Here is a 16,818-nt window from a genome sequence, read left to right as displayed (position 1 = left end):
GTACCGGCGGGTTTGTTCAGGATCAGCAGGTGCTCGTCCTCATACAGGATACAGTCGGCCAGTGCGGCCACCTTATCCAGTTTGGCGGAAACCTGCGGCTCCTCGCGCTCAGCCACCCGCACAGGCGGAATGCGCACTTCATCCCCCGCCTCCAGTTTATACTCGGGTTTGATGCGCTTTTTATTTACCCGGACTTCGCCTTTACGCACGATGCGGTACACCATGCTTTTCGGCACCCCTTTAAGTTGGGTGCGCAAAAAGTTGTCGATTCGCTGGCCGGCCTGATCGTCAGAAATAGTGACGATTTGCACTGATGGATTCTCTGTTTTCATGGCGGCGATTCTAAATACCCGGCCGCCTTCGCGCCACTGATTTTTGTGACGCAGCCCGGCTTTTGGCCGCAGACCCGGCATAATTTTGTTTATTTACTCAGCAACCGTTACCGTCCTGCTTTCTTGTGCGTGAGTTTCTTGTAAGGCACTGCTAAAGTCACCTTGCTATAACCGTGTCTGCAATGGAATAATGCGATTTCTTTCCGCGTTAATCTCGTTAAGACAGGGAAAATAGCGGAATCAGAACGTTGCCTGATGGCACACACGCAGCAATGGCGTAAGACGTAGCGTGAAATCAAGCAATTAGCGGGCTGCGGGTCGCAGCCTGGCCGGCATAATGGAATGAGATCTGTCGACGTAACTGAGAGGCTATTCCCCTACAAAGAGCGCTGCTTTTCACAAAGAAAGGCAGGCTTACCGAAGTAATGCGCCCCTATGCAGGCGACAACCGGGAGGTTGACGGCTTTGCGAGAAGACACGGGGCCAACGGTAACACCGGTCAGGAGGTTATTTTGCCCGCAGCTTTATCGACAATGCAAAAATAACGAGTAAGTTAAGATGAAAAGAATGTTAATTAACGCAACTCAGCAGGAAGAGTTGCGTGTTGCCCTCGTAGATGGACAGCGTTTATATGACCTGGATATTGAAAGCCCAGGCCATGAACAGAAAAAAGCCAATATCTATAAAGGCAAAATCACCCGTATAGAACCGAGCCTTGAAGCCGCTTTTGTTGATTACGGTGCCGAAAGACACGGTTTTCTCCCCCTCAAAGAAATTGCCCGCGAATATTTTCCCAGTAACTACTCCTCTCATGGTCGCCCCAACATCAAAGATGTGCTGCGTGAAGGCCAGGAAGTCATCGTTCAGGTTGATAAAGAAGAGCGCGGCAATAAAGGCGCTGCCCTCACTACCTTTATCAGCCTGGCCGGCAGCTACCTGGTATTGATGCCGAATAACCCGCGCGCCGGGGGCATTTCACGCCGTATTGAAGGGGATGACCGCACAGAGCTGAAAGAAGCCCTCTCTTCACTGCAACTGCCGGACGGCATGGGGCTGATTGTCCGCACCGCCGGTGTCGGTAAATCTGCTGACGCGCTGCAGTGGGATCTCTCTTTCCGCATCAAACACTGGGAAGCGATTAAGAAAGCCGCGGAAGGCCGCCCGGCCCCGTTCCTGATCCATCAGGAAAGCAACGTGATCGTCCGTGCTTTCCGTGACTATCTGCGCCCGGATATCGGCGAGATCCTGATCGACAACCCGAAGATTCTTGACCTGGCCAAAGAGCACATTGCTGCCCTGGGCCGTCCTGATTTCAGCAGCAAAATCAAGCCATATACCGGTGAGATCCCGCTGTTCAGCCACTACCAGATCGAATCGCAGATTGAGTCTGCGTTCCAGCGCGAAGTGCGCCTGCCGTCCGGCGGCTCTATCGTTATCGATACCACCGAAGCGCTGACCGCCATCGACATCAACTCCGCCCGTGCGACCCGCGGCGGCGATATCGAAGAAACCGCCTTCAACACCAACCTGGAAGCGGCTGATGAAATTGCCCGCCAGCTGCGCCTGCGTGACCTCGGCGGCCTGATTGTCATCGACTTTATCGACATGACTCCGGTGCGCCACCAGCGTGAAGTGGAAAACCGCCTGCGTGATGCGGTGCGCCAGGATCGTGCCCGCATCCAGATCGGCCGTATTTCACGGTTTGGCCTGCTGGAGATGTCACGCCAGCGCCTCAGCCCGTCCCTGGGTGAGTCAAGCCACCATGTCTGCCCGCGTTGCAGCGGCACCGGCACCATCCGTGACAACGAATCCTTGTCGCTCTCTATCCTGCGTCTGATTGAAGAAGAAGCGCTGAAAGAGAACACCAAGGAAGTGCACGCGATTGTTCCGGTACAGATCGCCTCTTACCTGCTGAACGAAAAACGTGAAGCCGTCAATGCCATCGAAAAACGCCAGGGCGGCGTGCGCGCCATCATCGTGCCAAGCGACCAGATGCACACCCCGCACTACTCGGTGCTGCGCGTGCGTAAAGGCGAAGAGACGTCAACCCTGAGCTACCTGCTGCCGCAACTGCATGAAGCAGAGATGGTCCAGCCTTCAGATGACCTGCCGGCTGAGCGCAAACGTCCGGAACAACCGGCGCTGGCGACCTTTGCCCTGCCGGTTGAAGCACCACCGGTGTTTGAAGAAAAAGCCGCCGGTAAGCCTGTCGCCGCTGCCGCAAGCCAACCGGTGAAAAAAGAGGAAGCGCCTGCTGCGCCTGGCTTTATCAACCGCCTGCTGAGTGGCCTGAAAAACCTGTTTGTGGGTGAGCCGCAGCAACCTGAAGCCAAACCGGCTGAAGAAGACGTGGTGGTGAAGGAAGAGAGCACCGAGCCTCGCCGTAATGAGCGCGATCGCCGTACACCGCGTCGCCAGAGCAATAACCGTAAAGAGCGTAACGGGGAGCGTCGCCCGCGTGACGACCGTGAGCCGCGTGAATCCCGCGAACCGCGTGAGGCCCGTGAACCACGTGAATCCCGCGAACCACGCGAAGCCCGTGAGCCGCGCGAACCTCGTGAAATGCGTGAACCCCGTGACGAGCAGCGCCGTAATAAGCGCAATCAGGACGTGGTGGCTGAGCCGCGCAGTGAAGAGGCTGAAAAGGCCCTGCGTGAAGAGCAGCAGCAACGTCGTGAGCAGCGAGCTGAGCGTCAGCGCCGTCGTCAGGAAGAGAAGCGTAAAGCACCGCAGGATATCGCCGCTGAAGAGGTGATCGCCCCGGTAGATGTGACGGCCGCCGTCAACACGGATGACAACGATCAGGACGATCGCCAGCAGCCGGTGATGCCGCGCCGCGAACGTCGCCCATTGACGCAGAAAGTGCGCTTTAATGGTGAGGCTGCGGTGGAAAGCACCCCTGTTGCGGAGAGCCAGCCGGTTGCAGAGGCGTCCGTTCAGCAAGATGATGACAATGCGGAAGGCCGTAACGCCAACGGTGAAACCGGGATGCCGCGTCGTTCCCGCCGTTCGCCGCGTCACCTGCGTGTCAGCGGCCAGCGCCGTCGTCGTTACCGTGATGAGCGTTACCCTTCTCAGTCACCGGTGCCGCTGGCAGGTGCCTTTGCCTCGCCGGAAATGGCGTCAGGTAAGGTCTGGGTCAGCTACCCTGTCACTGCGTCCACTGACGAGCATCATGACGAGCCGATGTCTCCGCACACTGCGTTGTCCGCCGGTATCGCTGAGCTGCATGAAAATGGTGATTACGTTTATCCGTCCTCTACCCCGGAAGAGATTGCCGGTACAGATGCTGCCCGTACTGACATTACGGCAGACGATGTGACAGAGGACACCGTAACCGTTGAGACCCCGACCCTGGAAATCATGGCTGATCCGCTGACCGCGGAAACCATCGACCAGGTGGAAACTGTCGCACCGGAAGCAGGTATTGAGCTGGACGTTGAGCCGGTAAAAGAGGCCCCTGCTGCTGAGCCACAGCCTGTGGCTGAAGAGCGCGCGCCTGCACCGGTCAGCATGCCGGACACTGCGCCTGCTGTAGCTGCTGCTCAGGCACAAAAGGTTCCTGCTCAGGCCCCTGCCGTAGAAGCCCCGGTAAATGCCGCTGTAGAGCCGGTTAACGCTGCTGAAGAGCCTGTTAACGCTGCCGAAGCGCCGGTTAACGCTGCTGAAGCACCGGTTAACGCTGCCGAAGCACCGGTTAACGCTGCTGAAGCACCGGTTAACGCTGCTGAAGCACCGGTTAACGCTGCTGAAGCACCGGTTAACGCTGCCGAAGCACCGGTTAACGCTGCTGAAGCACCGGTTAACGTCGCTGAAGCCCCGGTTAACGTCGCTGAAGCCCCGGTAAATGCCGCTGAAGCACCGGTTAACGCCGCTGTGGCACCTGAGGCTGACGTTGCGCCGCTGGAAGAGGAAAAGGCGGTCAAAGAGACGCTGATTGCTGAAGCCACGGCCGCTGCGGCTAAACCTGCGGTGTCACCGGCTCCGGTTGAGTTTACTCACCACGCGACCGCGCCGATGACCAAGGCACCGGCACCGGCATACACTCCGGAACCGGCCCGCCAAAGTGACTGGCAGCGTCCGGTGTTTAACTTTGAAGGTAAAGGCTCTGCGGGCGGACATGCGGCGGTAAACACCGCCACTGCCCCGGCAACCAAACCGGAAATGAGTGAATAACTCCGCCGCAAAAAACAAAACCCGCCATCCGGCGGGTTTTTTTATGGGCAATGCCGGGCGGCGGCACAGCGGCTCAGGCGATCTGTTTTAATGTTTTGATGTCCAACGACGCGAGTTTGCCTTCCAGTTGGCTGGCAAAGCGGCCGAAATGTTCGCTGTTGCTGTGCTTATCCAGCGCCTCTTGTGAACGCCAGCGCTCAAAAAACACGAAGCAGGCAGGATTTTCTTCATCCTGATGCAGTTCATATTGAATGCACCCGACTTCCAGGCGGCTCGGCTCAATAATTTCATGCAGGGTATTGGTCACGTCTTCCAGGTATTCTGGTTTGGCAACCAGACTTGCGACGACACGCACTTCCATACTCATGACTCCTTATTTTTTAATGCCGGACGGCGCGCTTAAGGCAATATCGCCGCCGGCCGGATGACCAGGTTTACTATGGCCCTATCTTGCCGGTGATTTCAACTTTGGATTAACAAACAGATGCATCTGATCAAGTTTACGCTTATCCTTACACCCCGCCATAAATCGCCTGTTTATACGGCTGATGCCTTTAACGCCTTTTCCATTTATGCCGGAGTGTTGTGAAATGACCGCCCAACCGCAAGTTCTGAAGATCCGCCGCCCTGACGACTGGCACATCCATCTGCGTGATGATGACATGCTCAGAACCGTGGTGCCTTACACCAGTGACGTTTTTGGCCGGGCGATTGTCATGCCGAACCTGACGCCCCCCGTCACCTCAGTCGCGCAAGCGATTGCCTACCGTGAACGCATCCTGGCGGCGGTGCCTTCCGGCCATCACTTTACCCCACTGATGACCTGCTACCTGACAGACTCCCTGGCCGCCAGTGAGCTGGTACAAGGGTTTGAGCAAGGGGTCTTTACCGCAGCAAAACTCTATCCTGCGAATGCCACCACCAACTCGTCTCACGGCGTGACTGATGTGCCGGGCATTTACCCTTTATTTGAAGAGATGCAAAGGATTGGGATGCCGCTGCTGATCCACGGTGAGGTCACGCATGCGCACGTTGATATTTTCGACCGCGAAGCGCGTTTTATTGACGAAGTCATGGACCCGATCCGCCGCCATTTCCCGGCCCTGAAGATTGTGTTCGAACATATCACCACGAAAGACGCCGCGGATTACGTCCTGGCGGGTGACCGCTATTTAGGGGCCACCGTAACGCCCCAGCATTTGATGTTCAACCGCAATGACATGCTGGTAGGCGGTATCCGCCCGCATCTGTTCTGCCTGCCGATTTTGAAACGTAATATCCACCAGCAGGCACTGCGCAGTGCCGTTGCCAGCGGCAGCGATCGTTTCTTCCTCGGTACCGACTCCGCGCCCCATACCCGCCACCGCAAAGAATCCAGCTGCGGCTGTGCCGGCTGCTTCAATGCGCCGTTAGCCATGTCAGCTTATGCCACGGTGTTTGACGAGCTGGGCGCACTGGAACACCTGGAAGCCTTCGCCTCGCTGAACGGCCCGCAATTCTACGGCTTGCCGGTCAATGAAGGGTTTATTGAGCTGACCCGGACAGAAGTGGTGCAGGAAGAGGAGATTGCGGTAGCCGGTGAAAGTGTGGTGCCGTTCCTGGCGGGCCAGACCCTGCCCTGGCGCGTGACGCGCGTTTCCTGACCACGCTTTCCGGTTTCCTTTAAAACAGGCTTGCGCCCCTGCACAGCATACTGTATAAATTAACAGTATATTCTGATGTGGGGGTGCACTATGCGTGTTGAACTTACCGTGGATAAAACCAAACCCTTGCCGGCGGGCGCGCTTGAAGCGCTCTCGGGTGAGCTGAGCAAACGCCTCAACCAGCAGTTTACCGATGTGGCCGTACAGGTGCGTTACGCCGGGGCCAATCATCTGTCGGTGCTGGGCGGCGCGAAAACGGACCGGGCGCTGATCGAAGAGATCTTACAAGAAACATGGGAAAGCGCCGACGAGTGGTTCGTCACTGACTTTTAACCCTTTGCTGTTTTTTTGCCGGGCGTCGCTTCCCGGCTTTTTTATATCTCAGGCCAGCCTGTTTTTCTTCCCCGGACCGATATAACATTATGTTACATACTCAGCGTTAACCGCTGTCGCGTGTAACAGGGCCGTTTGTGATGGGTCAACCGGGTCGCCATTTACCGTGCCGCCCCTGCCCCGTTCACGGCCCGTAATCTGTCTGGCTTGTATTCACACAGGAGGTAGGCACATGGCCGCCGAAAAACCGGAAGAGGCAATGACGTTTGGCGAGCTGCTGGAGCTGATACGCGATCAGCAACGTCGGCTGAGCGTGCTGGAGACGGCATTCTCTTATCTGGCTTTCAGTCACGATGATAAATCAGCCCAATTAATGATTCACAGCCTGAAGCTGGAATCGCAGAACCAGAACCGGGATGAAGAGACACAAAAACATTTTGCGCAGTTGGCAGCGCAGTGGGAAAAACGCTTTTCACCGGTTATTACCCCTTCGGCCGAGTAATCTTCAGCCTCTCCGGTTATGCCGGGGAGGTTTCTCCTGATTAATCGCCAAAAACACCGCATCATGTTCATTTATTGCCCATTCGGGCCTCTTTTTAGCCTATTATCAACTTTTACTTCCCAAAAACCTGTCGGCCGTGCTTATACTTAAGTGCTCACTTCATAAAGAGCCGCATTGCTCCTCAGTTAGTCACTCACGTTAGTCACTACCAAAGAAGGGGTCTATATGGACAGAAAAGATGAAGTAATTCAGACACACCCGCTCGTAGGTTGGGATATCAGTACCGTCGATGTTTATGATGCCATGATGATTCGTCTTCATTACCTGTCTTCAACAGACCAATCTCCAGAAGAAGCACATGTTGACAGAACGTTATGGTTAACGACAGATGTGGCGCGGCAACTTGTTTCCATTCTTGAAGCAGGCATCGCAAAGATAGAATCCAATGAATACCTGGATCTGGACCATCGTAAACATTAACGTTATTTATCGCTTGGCCTGAGGCACCCGTTATCCGGGTGCCTTTTGCATTTCTGGCCCCCAACCCTTTTTCTCTGCCGGTGCGGATTGTCAACGCCGGGTCACTCTCTCTATGATGGCAGGGTCTTTTTACCCTGAATCACGAGGAAGCACCTTCCATGGAATATGATCTGATCATTGTCGGCAGCGGTTCAGTTGGCGCAGCGGCAGGCTACTATGCCACCCAGGCCGGCATGAAAGTGCTGATGATTGACAGCGCCATGCCCCCGCACAAAGGCGCGAGCCATCACGGTCAGACGCGCATCATCCGCCATGCGTATGGCGAAGGGGAACGCTATGTCCCGATGGTATTGCGGGCGCAGGCATTATGGGAGCAACTGGCCGACATCAGCGGCCAGCGCCTGTTTCACCCGTGCGGCGTGATTAACCTCGGGTCGGCAGATTCAGCCTTTATGCGCAATGTGCGTCTCAGTGCCGAAACCTACGGGCTGCCGGTTGAGATCCTGGGGCCTGACCAGGTGCAGGCCCGCTGGCCGGAGTTTACCGTGCCGGATAACTTCATCGGCATCTTTGAGCCGGGATCAGGCGTGCTGCAATGTGAACAGGCGATTAGCGAATATATCCGGCTGGCACGCGAAGCCGGATGCGCCCAATTGTTTAACTGCCCGGTCACCGCCCTCACGCCGCTGGAACAAGGGATGCAGGTCACCACGCCGGAAGGGGCGTTCACCGCCCGGAAAGTGGTGATCAGCGCCGGTACCTGGGTGCAGGCGTTGCTGCCCTCCCTGCCGATACAGCCATTGCGTAAAGTCTTCTCCTGGCATCAGGCCGATGGCCGCTACAGTGAGGAAAATCATTTCCCGGCCTTTACGGTCGAAATGGCCGAGGGCGACCACTATTACGGCTTCCCGGCGGGTAAAGAGGGTCTGAAGCTCGGCAAACACCAGGGCGGCCAGCCGATTTCGGCACCGGAACAGCGTAAACCGTTCGGCAGCATTGCCGAGGACGGCACGGAAGTCTTCCGCTTCCTGCGGCGTTTTTTGCCGGGGGTTGGGGTTTGTCTGCATGGGGAAGCCTGCACCTATGACATGACGCCTGATGAAGACTTTATCATTGATACCCTGCCCGGCTGCCCGCAGGCGATGGTTATCGCCGGGTTGAGCGGGCATGGGTTTAAATTTGCCAGTGTACTGGGTGAAATTGCCGCGCTGTATGCGGATGACCAGCCCCTTCCCTATGATCTTACGCCGTTTAGCCTGTCCCGTTTCGCCTGACTGAACAGCCGCTGCCCCGGTGGCGGCGGCTTTAAATAATAATCAGGACAAATCTTTTATTATTAAATATAGAACCCGCCCATATATTCGGAAATTGTATTCTGTTGACCCTGCTTTTTCAGAATTGACGCCTCTTCTGGATGTGATTAATTTGCCCGGTTATTAAAAAGGAAATTTAACCCATCCCCGAGGAGAGCGGCAAATGCGGATCATGATAATTGACAGTTGTGTCTTTACCCTATTGGGCACCTGCTGCTTTTTGGAAAAATACCCTACTGTCATTACGGAACATGCCACAGCCATTGACCTCGCGCTGCCGCTGATTGAGGATTTCCATCCGGATCTGGTGTTGATTAACATGACGCATTATTGTCGCCGCGGCGGCGAGTTTCCCCAGCTCGTTGATTTCTTTCTCGCCTGCGGTGATGCCCATGTTTATATTTATGTTGATGCGCCTTACCCCACGGCGATCGAACCTATTACGCTGTCCGGCCGGGTCTCTTTGATGAATAAACAGTGTCTGCTGCCCTTACTGCACCAGATAGGTGATGTTTGCCAGCCCCCGGCCTTCTTTAAGCGCAACGGCAGAGGCTACCTCTACAGCCGCCAGGAGTTAGCGGTGATTTCCCTCTGGATGGCGCAACAGACGAACAATGATATTGCGCGGCAACTGGGCATCTGCGGGCGGACGGTCTATGTGCATAAACGCCAGGCCATCCGTAAGCTGGCAGTGCGTAACCGGCTGGAATTCTGTTTTCTCTACCCGGTTATTAAGCATGTCATCTACCCGCCTTTTTTCTTCCCGGAACGGGACAGGATCATAGCCGAATTGCATCACGCCTTATAATTTCTCCTTTCTGTGCCTTTCCCCCTTGTTTACCTGAGTGCCTGCCGGGTCTCCCCCGGCATCGCCCGTGCATCTGCCCCGGCTCACCTGCCTCTTTTTTTCACCCCGTTATCCTGTTTTGCTCTTTCCTTTTTCACGTGGCGGAAATTAATTTGCCGCTGTTCTGAGATATGCCCATTTATACTGACAAACCCTGACAATTATTGACAATACCTGTCCCGCCCTGGGTATTTACGTTATCCCTCATTCACGTTATTTCGCCGAAGCCACTGAATAAGATAACCATGACTAAATCAAAATTTATGAAAGAAATTTCAAATTGATTACAAATAAAAAATAACCGTTGATTTTGTAAAATCAGATGTCTATTTTTTAAAAACTCGTTACCGTCCGGTAAAGGTTTCAAAATGCATTTCAAAAACGATACGCAGGCTTTCGGCCATACCAGTGTGCTGATCCATTGGCTGGCCGCGCTGGTCATTTACGGCATGTTTGCCCTCGGCTTATGGATGGTGACCCTGGGCTATTACGACGTCTGGTATCACCGGGCGCCGGAGCTGCATAAAAGTATCGGGGTGCTGCTCGCCGCCCTGATCCTGTTCCGTATTGTCTGGCGGTTTGTCTCCCCGCCGCCCCTGCCACTCAGTACCTACAGCGCAGCCACCCGCATCGCGGCGACCACGGCGCATTTGCTGCTGCTGGCGGGCCTGATCGGCATCCTGGTCACCGGCTACCTGATTGCCACCGCAGAAGGCCAGCCCATCAGCGTCTTCGGCTGGTTTGGCGTACCGGCCCTGGTGACCCTCGGCCCGGCGCAGACTGACCTGGCCGGTGACCTGCACCTCTGGCTGGCCTGGGGCGTGGTGGTGCTCTCGGTATTGCACGCGCTGGCCGCCCTGAAACACCACTTTATCGACGGCGATGTCACCCTTAAACGGATGCTGGGTCGCCGCTCATCTTAAGACTCACCTACTGGTAACATGGAGATTGCTATGCTGACGATGACTCCGCGACTGAAAAAGCGCGCCCTGGGCCTGACACTGGCCTCATTACTGCTGAGCACCGGAAGTGCGGTGGCCGCTGATTATAAAATTGACAAAGAAGGCCAGCACGCCTTCCTGCAGTTTCGCATCAAACACTTAGGTTACAGCTGGATCTACGGCAGCTTTAAAGATTTTGACGGCACCTTTACCTATGACGAGCAAAACCCTGCGTCAGACAAAGTCAACGTCACCATCAACACCAACAGCCTCGATACCAACCATGCCGAGCGTGACAAACACCTGCGCAGCCCTGATTTCCTGAATACCGGTAAATATCCGCAGGCGACGTTCGTCTCCACCAAGGTGGAAAAAGACGGGGATGAACTGAAAATCACCGGTAACTTTACGCTGAACGGCGTGACCAAGCCGCTGACGCTGGAAGCGAAGCTGATGGGCCAGGGTGATGACCCGTGGGGCGCCTACCGTGCCGGGTTTGAGGCAGAAGGCGAGTTTGCGCTGAAGGATTACAACATCAACACCAAACTTGGGCCTGCCTCGCAGAATGTGCAGCTGATTATCTCGCTGGAAGGGGTACGGCCGAAATAAGGCCGGCCGGGCAGTGTGATGTATAAAAAAAGGTCACCTCAGGTGACCTTTTTTACTGCGTGTTTCTTACCGTGCGCCGCCTATCAGCATCAGGCTTCGTTGTCTGGTGCCGGGATCTGCAAGCGGGGGCGCAACAGGCCTTTAGACTTGTTGAAGATTTTATTGCCGTTTTCACGGCCGGCGCGGCGGGCGCGTTGCTCTTCCGGCGGCAGTTTCAGCTCTTCCTGGCACAGGGCGCTGCAACAGCCTTCGTAAGCCGCCGCACAACGCGGGCACTGGATAAACAGCAGGTGGCAGCCATCGTTTTTACAGTTGGTGTGGCTGTCACACGGCTCACCACACTGGTGGCACTGGGCGATCACATCGTCGGAGATGCGCTCCCCCATCCGCTCATCAAACACAAAGTTTTTGCCGATGAATTTCAGCGGCAGGCCTTGCTCACGCGCCCGGCGGGTGTATTCAATGATGCCGCCCTCAACGTGATAGATGTTTTTAAAGCCGTGGTGCAGCATGTAGGCGCTGGCCTTTTCACAACGGATGCCGCCGGTGCAGTACATCACGATGTTTTTGTCTTTCTGATCCTGCAGCATTTCGACTGCCATCGGCAACTGCTCGCGGAAGGTGTCTGACGGCACCTCAAGCGCGTTTTCAAAGTGCCCGACTTCATACTCATAATGGTTGCGCATGTCGACAAACAGCGTATCAGGATCGTCAATCATCTGGTTGACCTGATCGGCTTTCAGGTACTCACCCACCTGGGACGGGTCGAAGCTTTCATCCTCGATGCCGTCAGCCACAATGCGCTCACGCACTTTCATGCGCAGCACCCAGAACGACTTGCCGTCATCTTCCAGCGCAATGTTCAGGCGCACCTGATCCAGCGCCGGGTGGCTGGCAAACAGCGCCTGTTTGAATGCCTCAAAACGGCTTTGCGGCACGCTTATCTGGGCATTAATCCCCTCTTTTGCCACATAGACGCGGCCAAAGACCTGCTCAGCCTTAAACGCCAGATACAGGGCGTCACGGAAGGCTTTCGGGTCGTCAAGGGTAAAATATTTGTAGAAAGAGACAGTGGTACGCGGCTCGGTTTCGGCCAGCATACGTGCCTTCAGTTCTTCGTTGGAAATTTGGTTGTGTAACACTGGCATGGTGTACGTTCCTGGGGGTAATCAAGTCTCAACAAAACGGCGTTTGCGCCGCAGCGGGCGTAAACGGGGGCGTATGATACATGATAGTTTTTTCCAAAACATCACCATAACCAATGAATAGTGGCTTTTCCGCCCCCGGCTCCACTGGAAACAATTTGTTGCCGACCCGCAGGTTGACGTCAGGCAGAAAAGGGATAAGCCTTAAGAGTGAGACAATTAAAACACGTATCTCCGGTGGGGGGCCGCCGGCCATACGGCACCCCTTTCCCTTTCATTGACAAGCGAGGTCTTCATGAGTCAGCTGTTTACCCCTTTTCACCTGGGTTCCTTGACACTGCCAAACCGTATCGTCATCGCCCCGATGTGCCAATACTCCTCCGATGACGGCAAAGCCACGTCCTGGCACACCATCCATCTCGGCCATCTAGCGCTTTCCGGTGCCGGTCTGCTGATTGTTGAGGCCACGGCGGTGGAAGCGGTGGGCCGCATCACGCAACAGGATCTCGGCCTGTGGGACGACGACACTGAACAGGCGCTTTCCGGCGTCGTTAAGGCGATCCGCGAAAACAGCGCGATCCCGCTCGGCATCCAGCTTGGCCATGCCGGGCGCAAAGCCTCCTGTAAGCGCCCGTGGGAAGGCGGCAGCTCTATTCCTGACGGCCAGCCGGGCGGCTGGAAAACCATCGCCCCGTCGGCAATCCCCTATAACCCGGAACAGGATGAAACGCCGGAAGCGATGACGCAGGCGCGCATCGATGAACTGAAACAGGCCTATGTGGCGGCGGCCAAACGTGCTGACCGGCTGGGCTTTGACCTGCTGGAGCTGCACGCCGCTCATGGCTACCTGTTGCACCAGTTCCTTTCCCCGCTCTCCAACCAGCGTACCGACCAGTACGGCGGCTCGTTGCAGAACCGGATGCGGCTGGTGCTGGAGGTGTATCAGGCGCTGCGCGAGGCATTCCCGGCGGAAAAACCGATCGGCATGCGTATTTCAGCCACAGACTGGGTGGAAGAAGGCGGCTGGGATATCGAACAGTCGGTGGCGCTGGCGAAAGCGCTGGACGAGCTGGGTTGCAGCTACATCCACGTCTCCAGCGGTGGGAACGCCAGGGAGCAGAAAATCAGCATCAGCCCTAACTATCAGGTGCCGTTTGCCGATCAAATCCGTCAGAACGTGAAGATGCCGGTCATCGCGGTCGGCCTCATCACCGAACCGGAACAGGCGGACGCCATTGTGGCGACCGGCCAGGCGGATCTGGTGGCCCTGGCGCGCGGGATGCTGTATGACCCACGCTGGCCGTGGCATGCGGCTGCTAAACTGGGCGAGAAAGCCATCGCGCCCGATCAGTACAAGCGCTCGGAACCCCATGCGCTGAAAGGGTTGTTCAACGATAAGTAACCCCTGCGAGGCGGGCCGCCCGGCCCGCCATCTTTGCGCTGACCCACATTATGCTGAAAATCACCCCAATCTGACGTGGTTTTGTACACGACTCTAACAAAATGAACCTTTTATGCGGTGAATTTTCACCTATGCTGCTAATAATGGCACAATAGCCAACAATGTAGCGGCTGAATACATAGGGTTCATCCCTGCCATACTGCGTTTCTGACCCGCCACCGGCAGCTTTAGGCATGGAGCTTCTGCCGCGCTGACAGGGACGTATTGTCCAGAGCATGATTGTTACGTCGTAACAAAATAAAGCAGAGAAATTATGACGCACCTTCCTACCTTTAACCGTTCTCTTTTGCACCCGCGATACTGGCTGACCTGGCTGGGCATCGGCCTGTTATATGTGCTGGTGCTGCTGCCCTACCCGGTGATTTACTGGCTGGGTACCCGCCTGGGCCGCTTCTCAATGCGGTTCCTTAAACGCCGGGTGCATATCGCGCAGCGTAATCTGGCGCTCTGTTTCCCGGAGATGCCGGCCGCCGAACGGGATGTCCTGGTGCGCAAAAACTTTGAATCCGTCGGCATGGGGCTGTTTGAAACCGGCATGGCCTGGTTCTGGCCGGATTGGCGGGTACACCGCTGGTTTGCCGTGAGCGGTGAAGAAAACATTGCCATGGCGAAGGCCAAAAAACAGGGCGTGCTGCTGGTCGGCCTCCATTTCCTGACGCTGGAACTGGGCGCGCGCATTTTTGGCCTCTACAACCCCGGTATCGGCGTTTATCGCCCGCATGACAATAAACTGATGGACTGGATCCAGACCTGGGGCCGCACGCGCTCCAATAAAACCATGCTGGACCGCAAAGATCTGAAAGGTATGATCCGTTGCCTGAAGCAGGGTGACATCATCTGGTATGCGCCGGATCATGACTACGGCCCGCGTGCCAGCGTGTTTGCGCCGCTGTTTGCGGTGCCGGACGCCGCCACCACCACCGGCACCTATCTGCTGGCGCGGATGGCCAAACCGGCGATTATTCCGTTTGTGCCGCGCCGCCTGCCGGATGGCCGCGGCTATGAGCTGGTGATCCTGCCTGATGTCGAGGATATGCCGCTGGACAGTGAGCTGGCCGCGGCCACGCGCATGAACCAGGTGGTCGAAGAGGCGATCATGATGGCCCCTGACCAATATATGTGGCTGCACCGCCGTTTCAAAACCCGCCCGGAAGGGCAGCCTTCGCTGTATTAAGGCGGCGGCACACCCGTTACTTTCACCCCGGAGGGCGCCGCCCTCCCTGTTAAAGCGGAGATCGCGATGTATATCATCAGCCTGACCTACACCCAGCCTCTGGACACCGTAGACACTCACCTTGAAGGCCATCTGGCCTGGCTCGACCAGTATTTCCGTCAGGGCACGTTCCTGGCTGCCGGCCGCAAAGATCCGCGTAACGGCGGCGTCATCCTGGCGCAGGGCGTGTCGCGTGATGAACTGGACCGTATTCTGGGGGAAGACCCGTTCCAGGCGGTTGCCCGTTATGAGGTCACTGCCGTTGAAGTCACCCTGACCAACGCCCAACTGGCCTGCCTGAAAGGCGTGTAATATTTTTCCGGACTGCGGCTTGTCCGGTCTGCTGCCGGTGGGTGCCCGTGCCCTGCCGGCCATCTCCCCCCTTGTTTCACGCCCTGTTCTCTTTCGCTGCCCCTTTCCTTTTGCCCAGCTGGTTGATAATACAGCGGTTGCGGCGCATACTTAACGCGCTAACTGTCTGCTTTTCATGCTCTGCCCTCCCAGGCGCGCCTGCGTTTTCTCTTCTGCTCAGGTGACACCGGCGGCAGTGCGGTGTTTACCCCTGACCGCAGGATATTACCCCGCTGTGCAGAATACGCTTCCCGCTGCTCTCCCCATTAACTGGAAACGCAACCTGGCGGTTGCCTGGCTCGGCTGCTTCCTGACCGGCGTGGCCTTCAGCCTGATTATGCCTTTCCTGCCGCTGTACATCGAAACGCTCGGCGTCACCGGCCACGAAGCGGTAAATATGTGGTCGGGGCTGGTGTTCAGCATCACCTTTCTGTTTTCCGCCGTGGCCTCGCCGTTCTGGGGCGGCCTGGCTGACCGCAAAGGGCGCAAACTGATGCTGCTGCGCTCAGCGCTGGGCATGGCCGTGGTGATGGTGCTGATGGGGCTGGCGCACACCATCTGGCAATTGCTGGCACTGCGGGCGGTGCTGGGGCTGCTGGGCGGCTTTGTGCCGAATGCCAATGCGCTGATCGCCACCCAGGTGCCGCGCAACCGAAGCGGCTGGGCGCTCGGCACCCTCTCTACCGGCGCGGTCAGCGGCGCGCTGATTGGGCCACTGATTGGCGGGTTGCTGGCTGACCGCTATGGCCTGCGCCCGGTGTTCTTTATTACCGCGCTGGTGCTGTTTGTCTGCTTTGTCTTCACGCTGTTCCTGATCAAAGAGCAGTTTGTGCCGGTGTCGAAGAAAGAGATGCTCACAGGCCGCCAGGTGCTTGCCTCGCTGAAAAACCCGAAGCTGGTGCTCTGCCTGTTCGTCACCACGCTGATCATCCAGGTGGCGACCGGCTCCATTGCGCCTATCCTGACGCTGTACGTGCGTGAACTGGCCGGCGATACGCAGAACCTGGCCTTTATCAGCGGCATGATCGCCTCCGTACCGGGCGTGGCAGCCCTGATTAGCGCGCCCCGGCTGGGCAAACTGGGGGATCGCATCGGCCCGGAACGCATCCTGATTACCATGATGGCGCTGTCGGTGGTGATTTTGATCCCGATGGCATTTGTGCAGAACCCGGTACAGCTCGGCATTTTACGGTTTTTGCTCGGCGCGGCGGATGGTGCCCTGCTGCCGGCAGTGCAGACGCTGCTTATCTACAACAGCACCCAGCAGGTGGCCGGGCGGGTGTTCAGTTATAACCAGTCATTCCGCGATATCGGCAATGTTACCGGCCCGCTGCTGGGTGCGGCGGTCTCTGCCGGTTATGGGTTCCGCGCCGTGTTTGGCGTAACGGCCTGTGTAGTGTTGTTCAATGCGGTTTACTCTTACTGGTGCCTGCAACGCGCCCCGAAACGGGCCTTGCTGAAATAACCGGCA

Annotated in this window: 16 protein-coding genes; 13 read left to right on the top strand and 3 right to left on the bottom strand. The window is 56.7% G+C overall.

Annotation, left to right across the window (positions count from 1 at the left end):
• The coding region (locus tag CYR52_RS03550; protein WP_277622361.1) for a S4 domain-containing protein at nt 1-332 on the bottom strand (332 nt) is incomplete at its 3' end.
• A gap of 558 nt (nt 333-890) precedes the next feature.
• Here CYR52_RS03550 and rne point away from each other — a divergent pair.
• The gene (rne, locus tag CYR52_RS03545) at nt 891-4,508 is read left to right on the top strand and encodes a ribonuclease E (RefSeq protein ID WP_101827958.1); all 3,618 of its coding nucleotides are present in this window, start codon (nt 891-893) and stop codon (nt 4,506-4,508) included.
• Nucleotides 4,509-4,581: 73 nt separating this feature from the next.
• Here the strand turns inward: rne and CYR52_RS03540 are convergent, their stop codons facing one another.
• Complete coding sequence (locus tag CYR52_RS03540) at nt 4,582-4,869, bottom strand: putative quinol monooxygenase (RefSeq protein ID WP_072925445.1); 288 nt, start codon at nt 4,867-4,869, stop codon at nt 4,582-4,584.
• A 229-nt stretch (nt 4,870-5,098) separates the two neighbouring features.
• Between CYR52_RS03540 and pyrC the strand changes: the two genes are divergently transcribed.
• From pyrC to CYR52_RS03500, 8 genes are all read left to right on the top strand, one after another.
• Nucleotides 5,099-6,151 (top strand): dihydroorotase, encoded by a 1,053-nt coding sequence (gene pyrC / locus CYR52_RS03535; protein WP_101827957.1) that lies wholly within the window; start codon nt 5,099-5,101, stop codon nt 6,149-6,151.
• Between the two features lie 90 nt (nt 6,152-6,241).
• On the top strand, nt 6,242-6,484 hold the full coding sequence (dinI, locus tag CYR52_RS03530; RefSeq protein ID WP_072925457.1) for a DNA damage-inducible protein I: 243 nt from the start codon (nt 6,242-6,244) through the stop codon (nt 6,482-6,484).
• A gap of 232 nt (nt 6,485-6,716) precedes the next feature.
• On the top strand, nt 6,717-6,986 hold the full coding sequence (locus tag CYR52_RS03525; protein WP_072925462.1) for a hypothetical protein: 270 nt from the start codon (nt 6,717-6,719) through the stop codon (nt 6,984-6,986).
• 225 nt (nt 6,987-7,211) lie between these two features.
• The gene (bssS, locus tag CYR52_RS03520) at nt 7,212-7,466 is read left to right on the top strand and encodes a biofilm formation regulator BssS (RefSeq protein ID WP_072925467.1); all 255 of its coding nucleotides are present in this window, start codon (nt 7,212-7,214) and stop codon (nt 7,464-7,466) included.
• Nucleotides 7,467-7,624: 158 nt separating this feature from the next.
• A complete protein-coding gene (gene solA / locus CYR52_RS03515; RefSeq protein WP_072925469.1) occupies nt 7,625-8,740 on the top strand; it encodes an N-methyl-L-tryptophan oxidase in 1,116 nt (371 codons plus the stop codon).
• 202 nt (nt 8,741-8,942) lie between these two features.
• The gene (locus tag CYR52_RS03510; protein WP_072925472.1) at nt 8,943-9,587 is read left to right on the top strand and encodes a response regulator transcription factor; all 645 of its coding nucleotides are present in this window, start codon (nt 8,943-8,945) and stop codon (nt 9,585-9,587) included.
• Between the two features lie 407 nt (nt 9,588-9,994).
• Complete coding sequence (locus CYR52_RS03505; protein ID WP_072925474.1) at nt 9,995-10,549, top strand: cytochrome b; 555 nt, start codon at nt 9,995-9,997, stop codon at nt 10,547-10,549.
• A 51-nt stretch (nt 10,550-10,600) separates the two neighbouring features.
• Entirely contained in the window at nt 10,601-11,176 is a 576-nt protein-coding gene (locus CYR52_RS03500) for a YceI family protein (RefSeq protein WP_072926838.1), read from the top strand.
• An 89-nt stretch (nt 11,177-11,265) separates the two neighbouring features.
• Here CYR52_RS03500 and trhO read toward each other — a convergent pair whose 3' ends face one another.
• Nucleotides 11,266-12,324, bottom strand: a complete 1,059-nt coding sequence (gene trhO / locus CYR52_RS03495; protein WP_072925478.1) for an oxygen-dependent tRNA uridine(34) hydroxylase TrhO — start codon at nt 12,322-12,324, stop codon at nt 11,266-11,268.
• 292 nt (nt 12,325-12,616) lie between these two features.
• On the opposite strand from trhO, the gene CYR52_RS03485 reads away from it, so the two are divergent.
• From CYR52_RS03485 to mdtG, 4 genes are all read left to right on the top strand, one after another.
• Entirely contained in the window at nt 12,617-13,723 is a 1,107-nt protein-coding gene (locus CYR52_RS03485) for an NADH:flavin oxidoreductase/NADH oxidase (protein WP_101827956.1), read from the top strand.
• Nucleotides 13,724-14,036: 313 nt separating this feature from the next.
• Entirely contained in the window at nt 14,037-14,957 is a 921-nt protein-coding gene (locus tag CYR52_RS03480; protein WP_072925487.1) for a Kdo(2)-lipid IV(A) acyltransferase, read from the top strand.
• A gap of 66 nt (nt 14,958-15,023) precedes the next feature.
• The gene (locus tag CYR52_RS03475) at nt 15,024-15,308 is read left to right on the top strand and encodes a YciI family protein (RefSeq protein ID WP_072925490.1); all 285 of its coding nucleotides are present in this window, start codon (nt 15,024-15,026) and stop codon (nt 15,306-15,308) included.
• Between the two features lie 274 nt (nt 15,309-15,582).
• Nucleotides 15,583-16,812, top strand: a complete 1,230-nt coding sequence (gene mdtG / locus CYR52_RS03470; RefSeq protein ID WP_072925494.1) for a multidrug efflux MFS transporter MdtG — start codon at nt 15,583-15,585, stop codon at nt 16,810-16,812.
• Nucleotides 16,813-16,818: the final 6 nt, after the last annotated feature.

Source organism: Chimaeribacter arupi, assembly GCF_002858805.1.
In the GTDB taxonomy this organism is placed as follows: domain Bacteria; phylum Pseudomonadota; class Gammaproteobacteria; order Enterobacterales; family Enterobacteriaceae; genus Chimaeribacter; species Chimaeribacter arupi.
This window is presented reverse-complemented; position numbering and strand designations above follow the sequence as displayed.